Genomic DNA, 16,264 nt, shown 5'->3' with positions numbered 1-16,264 from the left:
CTTGGAGCTTTAATTGATCTATAAGCTCACATGTTTACCGTTCGAGGAGGCATGTGCGAGTGAATATTTTCAATATTGAGCTCATTATCAATAATATACCTAGTATCATTAAATTTACAGTATATATGTTGATCGTAAACAAATGTGTACAATCGGGGTGTTCTTCACAATATTTCTCTTCTGGCCCGACCTGATAAATCGACTTCGATTCGCTACACTGCGCGCCCTTAATATGTTGCTACTTTAAGCTTTTGGCGTAACGCATTGTGTTTGCAGCATGAATAATTATCTCTAACAGTAAGGATAGACAACTCATGCAATTCCCAACACACCGATTTTACGAAGACATATTGGCTTTGTTTTGTGCAGGTGTCATGGTGTCTTTAGGTGTAACCCTCTATAACAGTAATCAACTGATTACCGGTGGGACCGCTGGTATTGCCATTATTGGTATGCACCTATCATCGTTAAGTTTTGGGGTGTTATTCTTTTTAGTCAATGTGCCTTTTTACTACATTGCATGGACCAAACTCTCTAAGCGTTTCACCATTAATACCTTCATTTCAGTATCCATCATTTCAGTGATGACAGATTACATGCCGATGCTTATTCATATCGATAATGTCCATCCCGTATTTGCCGCATCGGTTGGCGGAATGTTGATTGGAGTGGGTATGTTGATTATGTTTCGGCATAAATCAAGCTTAGGTGGTTTGGGTATTTTGGCGCTATATTTGCAAAATAAGTATTCAATTCGCGCCGGTAATTTTGGCTTATTAGTCGACACCATTATTTTGAGTTCTTCCTTGCTGATGTTTCCTGTCGAGGTGGTGTTCTTGTCGGTAATGGGCGCTGCGATGTTAAATGTACTCATTGCTATTAATCATAAGCCCGGCCGTTATCAGGCATATGTTGAGACTAAAGTGAAAAAAGAGACAATAGATTTGAAGACCCAAAAAGTTTAGCGCTCATAACATGTCCGTTTTGTTTGTTTGGCAATGTTTGGCCATGTTTGGTATTCGTTGTTGCAGCCAGTGTTGCAGCCTGTGTCTGTAAAGCAGCAGAACACCACAATCATAGCCAGTAATTACTGTTATTGTTATTTCCAGTACCACTGGAAGAGTGCTGGTGAACCTGAGATCACTTCTGTGACTTCTGGGTGTTAATGGTATTAAGTGCAAGTTCTCTGATTGCCTGCTTAGATTTGTGTGTTGAGAAGACAATAATCATTGCGGATAATGTTTTATATAAAAAGGATATTTTATGATCGATTTTAATAATAAAGGCTTTTTTAAGCTTAAGCAAAACCCTGATTTTGCTGAAAAAGTGAAGTATTTACTGTTAGATGATGAACAAATCGTCGATTCGTATAAAACGATGCGTGATGGCGTGGTTTTTACCAATAAGCGAATTATTGCGGTAAATGTTCAAGGCATTACAGGCAGCAAAAAAGATTTTACATCTTTGCCTTATAAAAATATTGTCGCTTATTCAATCGAAACATCAGGCACTTTCGATTTAGATTCAGAATTAGAAATCTATTTCTCCGCTATCGGTAAAGTGAAATTTGAGTTCACAGGTAAGTCTTCAATGCTGGAAATCTCAAAAATAATATCGGGCTATTTATTGTAAGCATCATTTGTCACATTCACGATTAGGTCATCTATTGTGAGCAAGGCGTGGCTGTTCACATATTGTTTGGATCAGAAGGCATTTATGATCCGAAAGCGTTCAGAAAGCGTTTGTGGTTATCAATCTTGTGTCATAAGTCTAGGGCCATAAGTTTGGTGTAATAAAACAAACATCGATAATTCGATTAACACACCAACTAGGTTTATGATTTAATCGTCTCAATAATGAAGTTGATGAGGTCTAAACATGATAATAGCTTGCCCACACTGCGATACCTTAAATCGAGTTCCTGAAGAACGTCTTGAACAACAACCCACTTGTGGGAAATGTAAAAAGCCTGTCTTTATTGGTGAACCGATAGAGTTAACCACGACGAACTTTGCCCACCATGCTAATAAGTCTGAATTGCCATTAGTCGTCGACTTTTGGGCCAGTTGGTGCGGCCCGTGTAAAAGCTTTGCGCCTGTGTTTACTCAAGCCGCTAAAACCTGGGAACCCAAATTTCGTTTTGGTAAACTCAACACAGAAGAGCAACAAGCTTTAGCTGCGCAGTTTAATATCCGCTCGATCCCAACGTTAATGGTATTTAAACAAGGTAAAGTGATTGCCCAACAATCCGGTGCCATGCCTGCATCGTCGTTTAACCAATGGCTAGAGTCGCTGAAATAGCTTTTTGACATTAAAAATTTCAGTATCAGACCCGAATTTAGATAATAAAAAACGCGACTATACCTCGCGTTTTTAATTCGCTTCATTGTAATTATTGTTCAAAAGGATTTGATTCTCATGAAAAAAATACTGCTCATTGGCTTACTCGGCATCGCGTTATTTGGCTATTTAGACAAAAACGTTCAAACCACCCAAATAGTACAAAACGTTTTCGCGGCTGATATCGTTGCCAGTGATAGTGCCAGTAACAGTGCCTTACAAAATGCCATTGATAATCGACAAAGTAATGTTCAAGTTGCGGGGTCTGGTGAGGTAACAAAAATGCTCGCCGATGATCTAAAAGGCAGTCGTCATCAACGGTTTATTTTAAAAATAGCCAGTGGAACGACCTTGCTGGTTGCTCATAATATCGATTTAGCATCACGTATAGACGGCCTAAATGTTGGCGATACCGTAGAATTTTACGGTGTGTATGAGTTTAATAATAAAGGCGGCGTTATCCATTGGACTCACCACGATCCACGCGGAAAGCACCAAGGCGGTTGGTTGAAGCACAATGGTAATGTGTATCAATAAACTTTGTTATTTGTAAATAGCAATTTGTGATTTGTAATGGGTGATTCTTTCTAACGCTAAAGCTAAAGCTAAAGCTAAAGCTTGCCTATATTAAGGCTGAAAATTGCAGTCGCAGATAAATCATCTTGATGACACGTTAAATGCATCATCAAGATGATATGCGAACTAGAGTATACTCAGGGTCATTCTCTACTCTGGATCATTCTCTATTCAGGATCACACTTTATTCAGAATCACGCTTTACTCTGGATCATAGTCCAATATCGGTGATAACCACTTTTCAGCTTCTGCTAATGTCATGCCTTTACGTTGTGCATAATCTTCAACCTGATCTTTACCTATGTTGGTCACGCCAAAATAGCGTGATTTTGGATGGGCAAAGTACCAGCCAGAAACCGCAGCGGTAGGGTACATGGCAAAGCTTTCGGTGATATTCAAGTCGATAGTTTCATCGGGTTTGAGCAAGTCCCACAGCAAGCCTTTTTCTGTGTGGTCTGGGCAAGCTGGGTAACCTGGTGCAGGGCGAATACCTTTATAACGTTCACGAATTAACGCTTCGTTATCTAACACCTCATCTGCGGCGTAGCCCCAAAATTCTTTACGAACCCGTTCATGCATACGTTCGGCAAAGGCTTCAGCTAAACGGTCGGCTAAGCATTTGAGCATAATGGCGTTATAGTCATCGTGGTTGGCCTCAAATCGGGCTACATGTTCATCAATACCGTGTCCTGTTGTCACCGCAAAACCGCCCATATAGTCGGCAACGCCACTGTCTTTTGGTGCAACAAAGTCAGATAAACAGAAGTTGTCATTACCGACGCGTTCAAGTTGCATACGCAGGTGATGAGTGGTCATTTCTAATGTGGTGCGCGATTCATCGGTATACAGTTCAATGTCGTCATGATTCACGGTATTAGCAGGGAATAAACCGATAACGGCTTTAGCGGTAAGCCATTTTTCACTGATAATTTGTTTCAGCATCGCTTGGCCGTCAGCAAATAATTTAACCGCTTCTTCGCCCACAACTTTATCTTTTAAAATTTCTGGGTAATGTCCGTGCAGCTCCCAGCTTCTAAAGAACGGTGTCCAGTCGATACGCTCCACTAAGTCTTCTAGTGGGTAGTCATCAAACACTTGACGGCCTAATACATTAGGGGTGAATGGGGTGTAGTTTTCCCAGTCATGTTGGCAACGATTTTCACGTGCTGCTTCAATTGATACGATGGTTTTACGCTTGGTTTGCGACAGGCGTTTTTCACGCATGATGTCGTATTCTGCATAGGTTTCGTCAATGGTAGCTTGGCGAGTGTTGTTATTAATGAGCTTCGACACGACTGGCACAGCGCGTGAGGCATCGGCAATGTAAATCGCACCGTGTGGATAGTGTGGGGCAATTTTTACTGCTGTATGAATTTTAGAGCAAGTAGCACCGCCAATAATGGCTGGTATGGTTAAGCCTTCACGGTGGAAGGTTTTCACGTTGTGCACCATTTCGTCCAGGCTTGGGGTGATAAGTCCTGACATACCGATAATGTCGATGTTATGTTCTTTCACGGCGTCGAGGATTTTCTCAACCGACACCATGACACCCAAATCGAAGACTTCAAAACCATTACACGCTAATACCACGCCAACAATGTTTTTACCGATGTCGTGCACATCGCCTTTTACGGTAACCATCAAAATTTTACCGTTGGATTGACCTTCTACTTTTTCAAGTTCGATATACGGGTTTAAATAGGCGACCGCTTTTTTCATTACTCGGGCCGATTTAACCACTTGGGGTAAAAACATTTTGCCGGCGCCAAATAAGTCACCTACCACGTTCATGCCATCCATTAATGGACCTTCAATCACATCAAGTGGGCGGGTGGCTTCAAGACGAGCAGCTTCGGTGTCTTCATCGATAAACTCAGTGATACCTTTAACTAAAGCATGCGATAAACGTTTCGATACTGGCCAGCTGCGCCATGCTAGGTCTTCTTTTTTAGCCACTTGCGAGCCATCACCGCGATATTTTTCGGCAATGTCTAACAGTTGTTCAGTGTTGCTTGAATCGGCCACTGGGCAAGGTAAGTTTTGTACCACGTTTTCGACTCTAAGCTTAAGCTCTGGGTCAATGTCATCATAAATCGCTAATTGACCTGCGTTTACAATCCCCATGTCCATACCCGCCTGAATCGCATGGTATAAAAACACTGCGTGAATGGCTTCACGCACTGGGTTATTGCCGCGGAACGAGAACGACACGTTAGACACACCACCTGAAATCATGGCGTGTGGCAACGTCGATTTAATGTCTTTGATTGATTCAATAAAGTCGACAGCATAGTTGTCGTGCTCATCAATGCCGGTCGCGATAGCAAAAATGTTCGGGTCGAAAATAATATCTTCTGGGGCAAAGCCAACCACATCAACCAAAATGCGATATGCACGGGTACAAATTTCGGTTTTACGGGCACGAGTATCGGCCTGGCCTTGCTCATCAAACGCCATCACAATGGCCGCCGCGCCATAACGTTTTACTAATGTGGCTTGTTTAATAAAGGCTTCTTCACCTTCTTTCATCGAAATTGAGTTAACAATCGACTTGCCTTGCACGCATTTAAGACCCGCTTCAATCACTTCCCATTTTGATGAGTCGATCATGATAGGTACGCGTGAGATGTCTGGTTCTGAGGCAATGAGATTTAAAAACTTGGTCATCGACGCGGCGCCGTCGAGCATGCCTTCGTCCATGTTGACGTCGATAATCTGTGCGCCGTTTTCAACTTGCTCACGGACAACATCGAGTGCTTCTTCAAATTTTTCTTCTTTGATTAAGCGTAAAAATTTAGCCGAGCCTGTTACGTTGGCACGTTCGCCGACGTTAACAAATAATGAGTTGTGATCAATTGTTAATGGCTCTAAACCCGATAACCGACAGGCGACAGGAATGTCGGGGAGCTGTCTTGGATCATGTCTAAGTACCGCTTCACGAATCGCGTTAATGTGGGCCGGTGTGCTACCACAACAGCCGCCGACAATATTAAGCATGCCAGCTTCAGCCCATTGAGTAATGACTTCGGCCATTTCTTCTGGGGTTTCATCATAACCACCAAACTCATTAGGTAAGCCCGCATTTGGGTGGGCAGACACATAACATTCGGCAATGCGTGATAATTCTTCAACGTAGGGGCGCAGCTCTTTTGGGCCAAGGGCACAGTTAAGGCCAATCGATAATGGCTTAATATGGCGCAGCGAGTTATAAAATGCCTCGGTGGTTTGCCCGGTAAGGGTACGACCGGATGCATCAGTAATGGTACCCGAGATCATCACCGGTAAGCGCTCGCCAATGTGATCGAACACTTTTTCAATGGCAAATAATGCGGCTTTGGCATTTAAGGTATCAAAAATGGTTTCGACCATAATAATGTCGGCACCACCTTCAACTAAGGCGCTGGTTGATTCAACATAGGCTTCGACTAATTGATCAAAACTGACATTACGAAACCCAGGATCGTTAACATCTGGGCTAATAGAACAGGTACGGTTGGTTGGGCCAAGCACCCCAGCAACATAACGAGGCGTGCCTGTTTGTGCTGCTACTTCATCGGCAGCCTGGCGGGCTACGCGGGCACCTTCAAGGTTAATTTCTGCCGACAAGGCTTGCATGTCATAGTCGGCCATGGCGATAGTGGTGGCGTTAAAGGTATTGGTTTCAATGATGTCGGCACCGCCAAGCAGGTATTTGACATGAATGGCCTTAATCAACTCGGGTTGGCTGAGCACTAATAAGTCATTATTACCTTTAACATCGCAATGCCAATCTTTAAAGCGTTCGCCGCGATAATCTTCTTCTTCCAACTTATGATCTTGGATCATGGTGCCCATCGCACCATCTAAAATCACAATACGCTCTGCTAACAATGCGTTAAGTTGTTCAAGTGTTTGACTGTGAGAAGTCGACTTCGCCATAAACAGTTACCTTTTTATCACTATATTGCTTGATACCTTGATTAAGATAAGCATACCCTTAAATCAATCTAAAAGGGCGATATCCTCATTGAGCTCATCAATGGGCTAACTTACATGCTTATCTACTCAGAATGTGTTTGGACATATAAACGTATAGACGGCTATAGTACGCGAGTTTTTATCACAAGGGCAAGGCTGAGGTTGATTTAAATGAAACAAGCTAAAATCATTTTTTTACGCCACGGCGAGTGCGAAGGCGGTGACATTGCCCGTGGCCAAATTGATGTTGCGCTCACAGAGCAGGGGCGTGAGCAAATGCGCCAAGCCTTTAGTAGTGTGCCTTTACCCATTAAGCAAATATTTAGCTCTCCTTTAGTGCGCTGTCAGCACTTTGCCGATACGCTGTCGCAGCAGTTATCCATACCATTAACGACATTGCCAGCCTTACAAGAGGTCAATTTTGGCGTATGGGATGGGCAAACTTATGATGCGATTTATCAAGCCAGTCCAAGCCAATTTGATGCGTACTGGCAAGACCCATGGAAAGTGGCGAATACACCAGATAAGGGTGAGAGTTTGGTGGATTTTTATCACAGGGTGCAGCAAGGCTTTATGGTGGTAGTCGACAGTATGTGGCAAACACTTAACCTTGCAAATGAGCCAGAAGCTAATCATCTGCAAGCCTTAGTCATTACTCATGGCGGGGTAATGCGTTGCATTATGGCGCATGTGCTTAATGCCAGCCAAAACAACGGATTATTCGCTAACCTAGCCATCCCCTATGCTGCTATTATGTCTGTTGATGTGTACTGGACTGAGCCTAGCGACAGTAATACACCTTTAGCTGCTAATTCAGTGTTTCAACCTGAGGTTAGCTTTAGGATAAACTGGCCGCAACAAGTGGCGGTAGATACACGTTAATCATTATGTAATTCAAAGTATTGGGAATTGGGTTAAGCCCAAACTGTACCCGCAACTGTAGGTATTCAACTCGCCGTTGAATATAAGTCAGATACCAGCTTTAAATTGCCTCAACCCCCATACCTAAGCGGGTGACTTAGGGGAGTTATTATGTTGATATTCATTGAAGTATGTTGGGCATGGGAAGGTGTAAAGCATGCCTGAGTCAGTATTAGATGTTGAACACCTATTTTGGCAAGTTAACGGTAAAACCATTCTCGCCGATATTCATTTCAGCTTACCGAAAGGGCAAATGTTAGGGCTAATTGGCCCAAATGGCGCGGGTAAATCGAGCCTATTACGTTGCTTATACCGTTATATTGTCCCGAGCAGCGGCAATATTGACTTGTTTGGCAAAGAGTTAACGACCTATTCAGCTAAGGCATTAGCGCGCACGGTTGCCGTAGTACAACAAGATACGCCGCATTACTTTGACCTGACGACAGAGCAGTTAGTCACCATGGGGTTAACACCACATAAAGGCTTATTTGATGCGACAACTCAACATGACCGCGAGTTAATTAACAGCGCTTTAGCTAAAGTTGGCCTTAGTCAGCATGGCCAACAACCTTACGAACATTTGTCTGGCGGCGAAAAACAACGTGCCCTTATTGCGCGTGCCATTGTACAACAGCCGCAAATCCTTATTTTAGATGAGCCCACCAACCACCTGGACATTCGGTATCAAATTCAAATTTTGGAATTAGTGGCTTCACTTGGGATCAGCGTGATTGCATCGATTCACGACTTAAATTTAGCCAGCGCCATGTGTGACAAATTACTGTTACTGGATCAGGGTAAGCTTATTGCTAAAGGTCATCCGACCGCGGTGCTGACTGAGCGGCAAATCAGTGATGTGTTTGGCGTGTGTTGCGAGGTGAATGTTCATCCTCAGCATGCAAAACCATTGATCAGTTATTTTTATGGTTATCAAACCGCCAACAGAGCGAGCCAACAAGATGAGTAACCCGGCTCAAACTCGATACTATTGTGTGTTAGTCGTCATTGTTGTGGCGACGCTATTCACGCCATTTTTTGCTGCCAGTTTTGGTGCCGCTAACATTAGTTTTACAGATGTCATCAGCGTGTTTAAATCCTTGTTTAGCAATAACCCTGCGCCAGAACCGGCAGACATACTTGGCGGCATTACTGGCGCGGATAACACTTCGCCGGTGAGCAGTTTAACTCAACGGATTATATTTGAGCTGCGTTTACCGCGTATTTTACTGGCGTTTGTGGCGGGTGCCGGTTTATCTATTGCAGGGAGTGTGCTGCAAACGGTAACGCGTAATCCGCTTGCCGATCCGTATTTATTTGGCATTAGCTCAGGAGCGTCATTTGGCGCAGTGGTGGTGATTTCGCTGTTCAGCCAAACGGGAGTATTTGCTCAGTTGTTTGACGGAGCACTACTGGTATCGTCTGTTGGACAACAACCCTGGTGGTCCTGGTCGATGCTCAGTTTACCTGTGGGTGCCTTTATTGGGGCCACGTTGTCCGTGCTGCTGGTGGTCGCATTGTCGGGTATTGGCCGTACCAGCCAAGTTGAGCGCATGTTGTTATCTGGGGTCGCGACGTCATTTCTGTTCGGCGCCTTAACCAGTTTATTACTGTATTTTTCAAGCCCGCAAGCGACCGCATCAGTGCTATTTTGGAGTTTAGGCAGTTTTGCTAAAGCCAGTTGGGCACAGTTATGGCTGCCTACGGTAACCGTTGGCGCGAGCTTACTGATTATGCTCGCCTTTAAACGACAAATTATGGCGCTGCAAGCCGGTGATGAAAGCGCGCATACCCTTGGGGTTAATGTGGCAAAATTGCGCTTAAGCATGCTGTTGCTGTGTTCATTAATTACCGCCATGTTAGTGGCCAGTTGTGGCGGTATTGGTTTTGTGGGGTTAATGATCCCACATACGGTTAGGCTATTGTTTTCCGGACGTCAGCCGATGATATTAACTGCGGTATTGGGCGGTTTATTTATGGTGTGGATTGATGTGATTGCGCGCTGCTTATTAGGCAATCAAGAATTACCTGTCGGTATCATTACTGCATCACTTGGCAGTGTGTTCTTTTTGTTTATTTTACGTCACCGTCGATAACAGGATGAAGAAGTGAAGCCACTATCTATATCGAAATCTATGCCAGCATCTATACCGCAATCTATGCCCAAGCCTATATCGCAATCGATAGCAGAGTCGTTATTTACCATTACTGCGCCGAGTCGCGAATACGATGATGCCATTGAGCACAACATTAATCAAAAAACCAAGCCGCTTGGTGCATTAGGACAACTTGAGTCGTTGGCATTGCAAATTGCACGAGTGCAATATAACCGTGATAAAACGTTAATGAGTCACCAAGTTGCAGATGTGGCTTTGCACATCACTAAGCCGACGTTGTTAGTGTTTGCTGCCGACCATGGTATCGCCGCATACGGTGTGTCAATTGCCCCAAGCGAAGTGACCACTCAAATGGTGCATAACTTTATTAATGGCGGCGCGGCGATTAATGTATTTTGTCGCCAGGTGGGGTTTGCGTTAGAAGTCATCGATTGCGGCATTTTACAGCCATTAGATCGCGACAGTGGTGTGGTCAATCAGCGCTTAGGTGCAGGAACCCAAGCCATGCATTTACAGCCGGCGATGTCGTTGGCACAAGTTCGACAAGGATTTGAACTGGCAAAGGATTTAGTCGCAAGACATGTTAATAATGGCACAACGATTATTGCATTAGGCGAAATGGGCATTGGCAATACCAGTGCGGCAGCGGCGGTAATGGCGGCAGTGCTAAATCTTGATGTTGAAATATGTGTCGGGCGCGGCACAGGCATTAATGATGCGACGTTAGTAAAAAAAATCACATTAATTAATCAAGCAATTGATTTGCATCGTAATGAACTGACGTCCATTGAGTCGATTCTAGCGCATTTGGGCGGTTTTGAAATCGTGCAAATGGCCGGCACTATTTTGGCGGCAGCTGAGCAAAAAATATTAGTGGTCATTGATGGTTTTATCGCTACTGCTGCGGCATTAGTTGCGCTAAAATTAGCACCACAATCAAACGATTATTTAGTGTTTGCTCATGAGTCGCACGAGCAAGGGCATAAGTTAATGCTACAAACGTTGCAGGCAACACCGTTGTTGTCGTTAGGATTAAGGCTAGGAGAAGGGACTGGCGCAGCATTGGCCCTACCTTTGATACAAGCCGCAGTGAATTTTTACAATCAAATGGCCAGTTTTGATAATGCTGGCGTTAATAATGTGGTTTAAGGGAACAAAATGTCTGGCGATATAAAATGGTTGCGGCAGTTAAATTTATTTTTTGTGGCGATGAGTTTTTTTACTCGCATCCCTATACCATCCTGGGTAGTGATCGACAGTGACAAACTCAACAAGGCCAGTCGTTATTTTGGCCTAGTCGGTTTACTTATCGGCTTAATTTGTGCGTTAGTGTTTTGGTTGGCGCAGTTAATTTTACCAGCCAGCATTGCGATTTTATTGTCGATGGTTGCGGGTGTGCTTATTACCGGTGCATTCCATGAAGACGGCCTAGCTGATACCGCAGATGGTTTTGGCGGTGGCTGGACAGTAGAAGACAAGCTGCGCATCATGAAAGATTCGCGCCTAGGCAGTTATGGTGCCTTATCGTTAGGGTTAGTGTTGTTGCTTAAATGGCAATTATTGGTTGAACTTGCGCTTTATAGCCCAATGGCTGCCGTTAGCGCGCTCGTTGCCGGACATACCCTTAGCCGCGTGGTGGCATCGAGCTTAATTTTCAGTGAGCAATATGTTCGTGATGATGCTAGCAGTAAATCAAAACCTGTCGCCCAAGATCAGCAATTAAACGATTTGTTTATTTTGATCGCCAGTGGCATTTTTGTACTGTTATGGCTTAATGGCCTAGCTGCTTTTGTGTTATTCATTACCCTGTGGTTAGTCCGTATTTTGTTGGGTGGTTTTTTCCGCAAACAGATTGGTGGTTACACAGGCGACACCTTGGGCGCGGCGCAACAAATTAGCGAAGTTTGCTGTTACTTAGTGATATTAGCGGTAGGGTTAAGCTAGTGATTCATTTGGTGTTGGGCGGCGCGCGCAGTGGCAAAAGTCGATTTGCTGAGCAGCGTGTTGCCGAATACGCCGCCATCGGTTACTCATGTGTATATGTTGCGACTGCAACAGCGCTAGACCATGAAATGACTCAACGTATTGCCAAACACCAGCAAGACCGAGTGTCCAGCGCCCATAGCTGGACACTACACGAACAAGCTTTTGATGTTGCCCAAACCTTAAAGGCAATTGATAAGCCGCAACAAGTTATCTTAGTCGACTGCCTAACGCTGCTATTAACCAATCATTTACTCGACCCCAATCCTGGCCGTTGGCCACAACAAAAGTCGTTACTGCTTGAATGCCTCACTCAATTACGCAGTGATGTGGTGTTAGTGAGTAACGAAGTTGGATCAGGAATTGTGCCTATGGGCGAGCTCAATCGTCAATTTGTCGATGAGGCAGGGTGGTTAAATCAAGCTATCGCCAATATGGCCGATCAAGTAACGCTAGTGGTCGCAGGGCTGCCATTAGCGTTAAAGCAATAGCAATAAGCAATAAGACTTCAGCGTACATGCACTCGATGTACAACAAATACCGATTAATCAGATCCATTTGCAGCCAATCGCTCGTATTGTTGGCGTAATATAAGCGCATTTGAATATGAGCACATTGACAGGAATACAGCTATGACAACGGATAACCAACAAACTGAACAAACCAACGCGATTGATGCCACTAAAGCAGAGCGTCACAAAGCGCGTCAGCAAAAAGTAAAGCAAGGCGTGGACGCCCAAATTGCTGCAGCGCAAGATGAAAAGGGTATTTTGTTAGTGTTAACCGGTAACGGCAAAGGAAAATCAACCTCAGGTTTTGGCTCAGTTACTCGCGCTGTGGGTCATGGTCATAAAGCGGCTGTAGTGCAATTTATTAAAGGCACCTGGGCTTGTGGCGAGCGTAATTTATTAGAAGGCGCAGGCGTTGAGTTTCATGTCATGGGAACCGGTTTTACCTGGGAAACTCAAGACAAAGAAAAAGACACCCAAGCTGCAATGGAAGCCTGGATTGAAGCCGAAAAAATTCTCAAAGACGAATCGATAAACATGGTGTTGCTAGATGAGTTAACCTATATGGTCAGTTATCACTACATCGACCTTGAGCGAGTATTAACGGCTTTGAGAAACCGCCCTCCAATGCAGCATGTCATTATCACCGGCCGCGCCTGTCATCGTGACATCATTGAGTTAGCCGATACAGTCAGCGAGGTTCAGCCGATAAAGCACGCGTTTAATGACGGCATTAAAGCGCAACTTGGGTTTGATTATTGATTTATTGATTTATTGTTGTGCTGTTTGATGTGATCTAGACCACCGAATAGACCATTAAGCCTCTTCTCATTTTATGGGTAGGGGCTTTTTTATGGTTTAAGTTTATCGGGAACTAGCGAGTTGGAGTATGTGTTGTGCCTTTTATTGGTGAACAAAGTAACGGAATCATCAATGATTTCAGTTGCAGCAAATTGGGCATATTGATTGGGCTTCTAACTCATTTTTCACCAAAAATTGGTTCAAATATGGCCAGCTCACCTATTCTTTTGTAAAAAGTCTTCAACTTACTGAATAATTTCAGTCTATTCGGGTAATAAAGGTTTGCTCGTCATCCACAAAAGCTACAAAGCCGCCGTGATAGATAAATACCCGACCACGCCCCTCAACAAAGCAGGCAAGCTGTGGGTTCAAATCTTCTTCGTTACCTTGTCTTTGATATGTGCCTATATCGGTGATTACGCCGCTGTGCGCAGGCAAATATCCATAAGTGCGCTTGGCTTGATCAACCAAGTTCAATTCGCTGGCGGTAGAGAAGCAAGCGGGTATCGTACCGGCTTCTTCGATAAACATCGTTTTCAGTTCTTCAAAAGCTGTGATCACTAGCCAGTCGATGTCGTTAACATGATGGATAAACATTGAGTTTCTCGGTAATTCTGATGCGCAGATTTTAACATTATCAGAGGCAGAACGTAGTAGAGATTTAGTCATTTTGTGAAATTGACGGTCATTGACTAGGCCACTTTTAAACACGCCTTTGCCCAAAAGTGAGTGACTAAGCGATACGCTTTCAGTTGTAATAAAATGACTATTCATCATTATAGTGTCTAGGTGCCGTTTCGATTTGTGAGGCTTTGCTTCCAGCGACAAGTAAGCTCAATTAGATACGTCTTCCCGGCAATGCTTTTGAGCCGGGATCCAGGTGTTATTTTGTTGTTTGGTCGTTTTGTACTTATGGCCTGCGGCCACCAACGTCGTGGCGCTTCACCCACACCAGACCAAGAGGAAACCAACGGCTGTTCCCTCTTGGATCTCCCAGCCGCCCCGCAACATTTTCAAACAGCGAAAAGTCGCCATGGGGATTGATCCTGCTTTTGACTTTATTGGGTAACTGCCTCAGCCTTATTCGAAAATGCTAACGCTTCCGATGGTACATCCTGTACCGCGAAAGCTAAGCTCACATCCATGTGAGCTTCACGCTATTTTCATCAACGGCCTCAGGTTCAGAGTTGAATCAATCCCTTTAAAGCAAGGCATATTACTCGTTTTCCTCATTCCGAGTTAGCAAGGTGTATCAGGGGAAAGGCAATAACCGAGCAATGAAAAAGATTAAACATCATCAATCCCACCTTAAAAGGTATAATTAGAACAGACGATTAGATGAAAGGTTGTACAAAATACCACTACCGTTAAAAAGCAAACTCCTATAGCATAAATCGTACCGATTAATTTGGATGTATCATCGGCCAAGTCCAACAAGCGATTTATGCTTAGCAAATAGAGCAGCGCATAAATACTAAAATTTTATGTTTCTAGGGATAGTCAGTGCCAGATTATAAGTTTAGTGTCTCATTAAAAATTTCACATCCCAAAGTTGATGCCAAAACGATAAGTGACACGTTATCTTTATCACCTACGAACTCACATGACACAGGTGACTTGAGGATAACTAAAAACGGTAGGCTTTTTGGTGGTTCATATGAGGACATGTTCTGGAATTTAGATTTATGTGATGGCAAACGAATAGATGCAGAAGACGTTTTATTCGAAGAGTTCATAGCTCAAAAAAATGCAGAATTAGAAAAGCACAAAGACTTCTTCAATAAATTGCGCTCTACTGGCGGGGTAATTGAATACTTTGTTGGCTGGTTTTGTGTTGACAGCATAAATATGAGCATCTATTTAGAACCACCGTTATTAAAAAACACTGCTGATTTAGGTATCTCCATTGTTTTATGCGCGTACCCTGAATATTAGAAACATAACAGTAAATATGATTAGTGGAGCAACATCATAATGAAAAAATTAATACTTTTTTTATTCTTTTTTCCATTATTTTTAAATGCTACTGAAGCTTATAGTAGCAGCTCTTTTATTGAGCAAATGAAAGGTTTATGCCTAAATTCTGAAGCGACTCACTGCTCTAGTGAATTGTACAATATAGGGCAAGAGAATGAAGGTGCTGTCGTTTACATCAAACAGCCTGAATTCATTTTTGATAAATATTGTGTGGAAATGGAAAATAAACATGAACTATCATCTAGAGTGTACACCTTAAATTCATATATATATGTTGGCAGGTCTATCAATGGAGCTTGTTCAGACTATATTCGTTATACACAAGATCATGATGGGAAGTCTTTGTATATTGATGCTAATGCTTTAGATTTTATTTTTTCGATAAAAGATGTATTTCACAAAAATAAACTCAGGAGTAAATGCCTTAATAAGTCTGATGATTTTTATAAAAATATCGATATTCATGGGGTGAATATATATCCAAGTATTGTCGATGGTAAGCTAAAATATGAAATAAGCATAACTCAAACAGGCGATGATGTTTTGTACTCGATGTACTTTGATTCAACAACTCATGCGGAAGAATGCGAAAGAGAAAGAGGCCGAAAGCCATAACATTCCAAAGTTAATAAATCATCGGACATGGCCAGACAAAGGACAAACTATCGTTAGCTCAGAAAATACTCCTCCCTAATACAACTGTTCTTTTATAGAGCATGAGCAGTAATTTCGTGGGGTTAGAATTTATATGGGCAACGTTATAAAAAATAAATTCTAGCCACTTTTGTCCAAAAAGGAGTTGGTCTTAGCTTTCAAATGCTCAAATTCAACTCTGAACTTGAGGCCGTTGAAGAAAATGACGTGAGCTAGCCATGGCCTTTCACGCACATCCATGTGCTTCAAGGCATTCAGGCATCCTGCCTATCAGAGCGGGCTAGCTTTGGAGGGGAAGGGTCGTTCCTTGGCATCCATGCCACCACGACATTTGTGAATCCATTCACATCAGACTCCCATCTGAAGCGTTAGCATTTTCATTCTTTACCATAAAGAGGTGGCCGAAGAGGGATAAATATGCGGTCAAAAGCT

The 16,264-nt window shown here is 43.3% G+C and carries 15 protein-coding genes and 1 riboswitch; of the genes, 13 read left to right on the top strand and 2 right to left on the bottom strand.

Going from position 1 to position 16,264, the window contains the following annotated elements; genetic code table 11:
• Positions 1-314: 314 nt before the first annotated feature.
• From ACROAE_RS01335 to ACROAE_RS01320, 4 genes are all read left to right on the top strand, one after another.
• Complete coding sequence (locus ACROAE_RS01335) at positions 315-965, top strand: YitT family protein (RefSeq protein WP_432399118.1); 651 nt, start codon at positions 315-317, stop codon at positions 963-965.
• 298 nt (positions 966-1,263) lie between these two features.
• Positions 1,264-1,632, top strand: coding sequence for a PH domain-containing protein (locus ACROAE_RS01330; protein WP_432399117.1), 369 nt, complete (start codon positions 1,264-1,266; stop codon positions 1,630-1,632).
• Positions 1,633-1,878: 246 nt separating this feature from the next.
• Complete coding sequence (trxC, locus tag ACROAE_RS01325) at positions 1,879-2,301, top strand: thioredoxin TrxC (protein WP_124729954.1); 423 nt, start codon at positions 1,879-1,881, stop codon at positions 2,299-2,301.
• 117 nt (positions 2,302-2,418) lie between these two features.
• Positions 2,419-2,877: a DUF3465 domain-containing protein gene (locus tag ACROAE_RS01320; protein WP_432399116.1), complete on the top strand. Its 459-nt coding sequence runs from the start codon at positions 2,419-2,421 to the stop codon at positions 2,875-2,877.
• A gap of 240 nt (positions 2,878-3,117) precedes the next feature.
• Here the strand turns inward: ACROAE_RS01320 and metH are convergent, their stop codons facing one another.
• Entirely contained in the window at positions 3,118-6,834 is a 3,717-nt protein-coding gene (gene metH, locus ACROAE_RS01315) for a methionine synthase (protein WP_432399115.1), read from the bottom strand.
• A 210-nt stretch (positions 6,835-7,044) separates the two neighbouring features.
• On the opposite strand from metH, the gene ACROAE_RS01310 reads away from it, so the two are divergent.
• The 7 genes from ACROAE_RS01310 (at position 7,045) to cobO (ending at position 13,162) form a co-directional block, all read left to right on the top strand.
• The gene (locus ACROAE_RS01310) at positions 7,045-7,755 is read left to right on the top strand and encodes a histidine phosphatase family protein (RefSeq protein ID WP_432399114.1); all 711 of its coding nucleotides are present in this window, start codon (positions 7,045-7,047) and stop codon (positions 7,753-7,755) included.
• Positions 7,754-7,872: riboswitch (cobalamin riboswitch) on the top strand. (Overlaps the previous gene by 2 nt.)
• A 79-nt stretch (positions 7,873-7,951) precedes the next feature.
• Positions 7,952-8,761, top strand: coding sequence for an ABC transporter ATP-binding protein (locus ACROAE_RS01305; protein ID WP_432399113.1), 810 nt, complete (start codon positions 7,952-7,954; stop codon positions 8,759-8,761).
• Positions 8,754-9,887 (top strand): FecCD family ABC transporter permease, encoded by a 1,134-nt coding sequence (locus ACROAE_RS01300; RefSeq protein WP_432399112.1) that lies wholly within the window; start codon positions 8,754-8,756, stop codon positions 9,885-9,887. The genes ACROAE_RS01305 and ACROAE_RS01300 overlap by 8 nt, the downstream gene beginning before the upstream one ends.
• A gap of 75 nt (positions 9,888-9,962) precedes the next feature.
• Entirely contained in the window at positions 9,963-11,057 is a 1,095-nt protein-coding gene (gene cobT / locus ACROAE_RS01295; RefSeq protein ID WP_432399214.1) for a nicotinate-nucleotide--dimethylbenzimidazole phosphoribosyltransferase, read from the top strand.
• Between the two features lie 9 nt (positions 11,058-11,066).
• Positions 11,067-11,852 (top strand): adenosylcobinamide-GDP ribazoletransferase, encoded by a 786-nt coding sequence (locus ACROAE_RS01290; protein ID WP_432399110.1) that lies wholly within the window; start codon positions 11,067-11,069, stop codon positions 11,850-11,852.
• Positions 11,852-12,382 (top strand): bifunctional adenosylcobinamide kinase/adenosylcobinamide-phosphate guanylyltransferase, encoded by a 531-nt coding sequence (gene cobU, locus ACROAE_RS01285; RefSeq protein ID WP_432399109.1) that lies wholly within the window; start codon positions 11,852-11,854, stop codon positions 12,380-12,382. The genes ACROAE_RS01290 and cobU overlap by 1 nt, the downstream gene beginning before the upstream one ends.
• Before the next feature lie 141 nt (positions 12,383-12,523).
• The gene (cobO, locus tag ACROAE_RS01280) at positions 12,524-13,162 is read left to right on the top strand and encodes a cob(I)yrinic acid a,c-diamide adenosyltransferase (protein ID WP_432399108.1); all 639 of its coding nucleotides are present in this window, start codon (positions 12,524-12,526) and stop codon (positions 13,160-13,162) included.
• A gap of 297 nt (positions 13,163-13,459) precedes the next feature.
• Here cobO and ACROAE_RS01275 read toward each other — a convergent pair whose 3' ends face one another.
• A complete protein-coding gene (locus ACROAE_RS01275) occupies positions 13,460-13,798 on the bottom strand; it encodes a cytosolic protein (protein WP_432399213.1) in 339 nt (112 codons plus the stop codon).
• 906 nt (positions 13,799-14,704) lie between these two features.
• Here ACROAE_RS01275 and ACROAE_RS01270 point away from each other — a divergent pair.
• Positions 14,705-15,136 (top strand): hypothetical protein, encoded by a 432-nt coding sequence (locus tag ACROAE_RS01270; RefSeq protein ID WP_432399107.1) that lies wholly within the window; start codon positions 14,705-14,707, stop codon positions 15,134-15,136.
• Between the two features lie 39 nt (positions 15,137-15,175).
• A complete protein-coding gene (locus ACROAE_RS01265; protein ID WP_432399106.1) occupies positions 15,176-15,793 on the top strand; it encodes a hypothetical protein in 618 nt (205 codons plus the stop codon).
• Positions 15,794-16,264: the final 471 nt, after the last annotated feature.

It is taken from the genome of Shewanella sp. MF05960, from assembly GCF_050849305.1.
Classification (GTDB): Bacteria; Pseudomonadota; Gammaproteobacteria; order Enterobacterales; family Shewanellaceae; genus Shewanella.
This window is presented reverse-complemented; position numbering and strand designations above follow the sequence as displayed.